The organism is Pedobacter sp., from assembly GCF_045628745.1.
Taxonomy (GTDB): domain Bacteria; phylum Bacteroidota; class Bacteroidia; order Sphingobacteriales; family Sphingobacteriaceae; genus Pedobacter.
Genome location: NZ_JAZQPU010000151.1, coordinates 1 through 2,732 on the forward strand (window position 1 = coordinate 1; position 2,732 = coordinate 2,732).

2 protein-coding genes are annotated in these 2,732 nt (G+C 40.1%); both read right to left on the minus strand.

The genetic code is table 11. The features are described from left to right. The coding region (locus tag ACR2F7_RS06160) for a glycosyltransferase (RefSeq protein WP_432712706.1) at nt 1–524 on the minus strand (524 nt) is incomplete at its 3' end. After that, on the minus strand, nt 524–2,732 hold a 2,209-nt coding region (locus tag ACR2F7_RS06165; protein WP_432712707.1), incomplete at its 5' end, for a glycosyltransferase family 4 protein. The genes ACR2F7_RS06160 and ACR2F7_RS06165, both read right to left, overlap by 1 nt.

The following is a 2,732-nucleotide window of genomic DNA, read 5'->3' on the forward strand; positions in this document are numbered from 1 at the left end:
CCAAAGAAAATCAAGTAGTCTTCTGGCTGTTCGTTAAAGCTGAATTCTTCAGCATTGATTCCATTATAGACCGTTGCTATATAATCTAGGTTTTTATGCCGGTTGGAGTTGCTGATGGAGGCATAATAGCAATTGCTATTATATTTTTTGTACACCTGAACGATCTTTTCACTTGAAAAGCCATGGATAGTGGTGATCATAGGTGTGGCGATCAACTTAGAATAGGTAAGGGGCAGAAAATCAAAGTGATTATGAATCAAGTCAAATGTATGCGCTTTTTCCATCAGGTTACTGATGTGGAGGCATTCTACCACTTTGGCATCCTGCTGGCGATCTTCTTCATAGCCTTTTTCAATCACTGCGTCGAGCTTTCCCTGTGTCAGGGAGTCGCCTGTGGCAAACAAAGTAACATTATGACCTGCTTTAACCAGTCCTTCGGTTAAGTTGGAGGCCATTTGTTCCCATGGACCATAGTGGCGTGGAGGAGTTCTCCAGGCCACTGGTGCTAATATACCAATCTTCATTATTTGCTTTGTAAGGGAGGAGTGATAATAAAGTTCTGAGGATCAAATATTTCTTTATTCTGGATAAATTCATATTCAAATTCTAGCGCTTTTAATACCACAAGGTGGGAAATCCAATAGGCAAGCGTACTTTCTGCACCCTGGTTACGGTTTACACCATGGGGCTGCAAGCCATCGCCACAACCTTTAGTTTCATGGTCGTAAAGAGGCAGGCGTAAACTGTTTTCTCCCAGAAACCATTGGTAACTTACATACATCTGTTTAATGTATTTCAAGTCATGTGTAATCTGGTAAGCTTTAAAATACATGAGCACCATAGCCATGGTTTCAATAGCCTGCTGGTCAAAAATGGCCATTTCCTTAGTCCTGTATAACCAGCCATCATTCCCCACCGGACTTAAATATCCTTTATCCAAGGTGAGTACCGTTAAGAATTCCATTGTTTCCATGGCTACAGCCAGAGATTCCTGGTTATTGGTTATTTCATAATGAGATAACAAAGCCAGCGGTAAGATGCCATTGTCGTAAGTCAGTTTTTCTTCAAACCAATGCCAGTTCTCCTCTTTATTTTTCTTAAAGGCCGCAATTAAGGGCGAGGCAAGCTTATTGGCTTGTTCAATCATGCCTTCATCATAAGGATTAGCCTTTAAATAATAGCAAAGACCAATTAAGGTATTTGCAATACCCCGTAGGTGCTCCAGCTTACTGAAATGTGGAATAGATTTAACAAATAGTTCTTTAGCAAATTCACGATAGGAATTGTTGGGCGCATTGTTAATCAGGTAGCCTAAGGCCCAGATCGTTCTTCCAAAAGAATCTTCAGAACCTACTTCATCTAAATATTCTCTTTTGAAGCTTAAAAAGTTCCTGAAGTTTCCATCATCACACTGCATATATTGTATATAACTGAGGTATACAGGTAACAGTTGAAGTGCGGCTTTACTTTTATTCTGTGTATAGGCAAGGATCACAGCAATCAACGCCCTGGCATTATCATCAAGGCAATACCCTTCTTTTAGATTAGGGATGCCATATTTGGCATGCTGCACAATACCCGTATCATCAGTTAACCGTTGAATATGGGCAAGACTAAAAGCAGGCATTAAATCAGGGTCAATGATAGGCTTGTCTTCATTGTTCGCAAGAATAGCTTCTTTAATTGCCTCTTTAAAGGTATTGATATATACTTTTCCAATAGTTGGCCAGCGCAAGTGCAAACCATATTGAAAAGCATTATCTTTTAATGTACGGAGGAGTTGCTGGTCGTGAAAAAGTTCATTAACAATCTGCGCCAGGGCCTCATGGTTTCTGAAGTCAAACAATTTACCCCTGTTGTCAGAAAGCAGTTCCTGAGCATGCCAGTAGGGTGTGGAGACTACAGCAGCACCGGCACCAACGGCGTAGGAGAGTGTGCCGCTGGTAATTTGCGCTTCATTAAGGTAAGGGGTGATGTATAAATCACAGGCCGTAAGAAATTGATATAGTTCTTCTTCAGATACGAACTTATTAATGAAAACGATATGGTTCTCCACCTTTAATTTCCGGGCCAGTTTTTTAAGGTGATCACGGTATTCTTCACCTGAATTTCGAATCACTCCTGGGTGTGTAGTTCCCAAAATGACGTACATCACATCGGGGTGTTTCTCTACAATTTTGGGTAGGGCCTGAATGACCGTTTCAAGTCCTTTATTGCGGCTGATTAATCCAAATGTAAATAGTACCTTTTTATTCTTAAAGGACTTTGAAAGTTTAACCGGATTGTTTAGCTGCGGTTCCAAATCTGGCACCCCATGTTCTATGAGTTGTATCTTTTCAAGTGGGATATCATAAATACTGGTTAAGAATCCCACAGCACGGTTACTCATCACCACAATCTTGGAAGAGTATTTTGCAATTTCCCTTACAATGGTCAATTGCATATAGTTTGGGTCTTTCAAGATTGTATGCAGGATGGTGATTAAGGGCTTTTGCAACCTGGCAATTAATGGGAGAACATAAACTCCATTATTACCACCATAAATTCCAAACTCATGCTCTAGAACACAAATATCTGCTAAACTGGTATTGATATAATCAGCACCTCGAATATAATCTTTCTGGTTTTCTTGTCTGATTACATATTTTACTTCCTTAGGGTATTTATAGGCGTCAAGATGTTCGGCGTCACTCATGGCAACGACAAAACTTTCATTAGACACTGTATTTTTG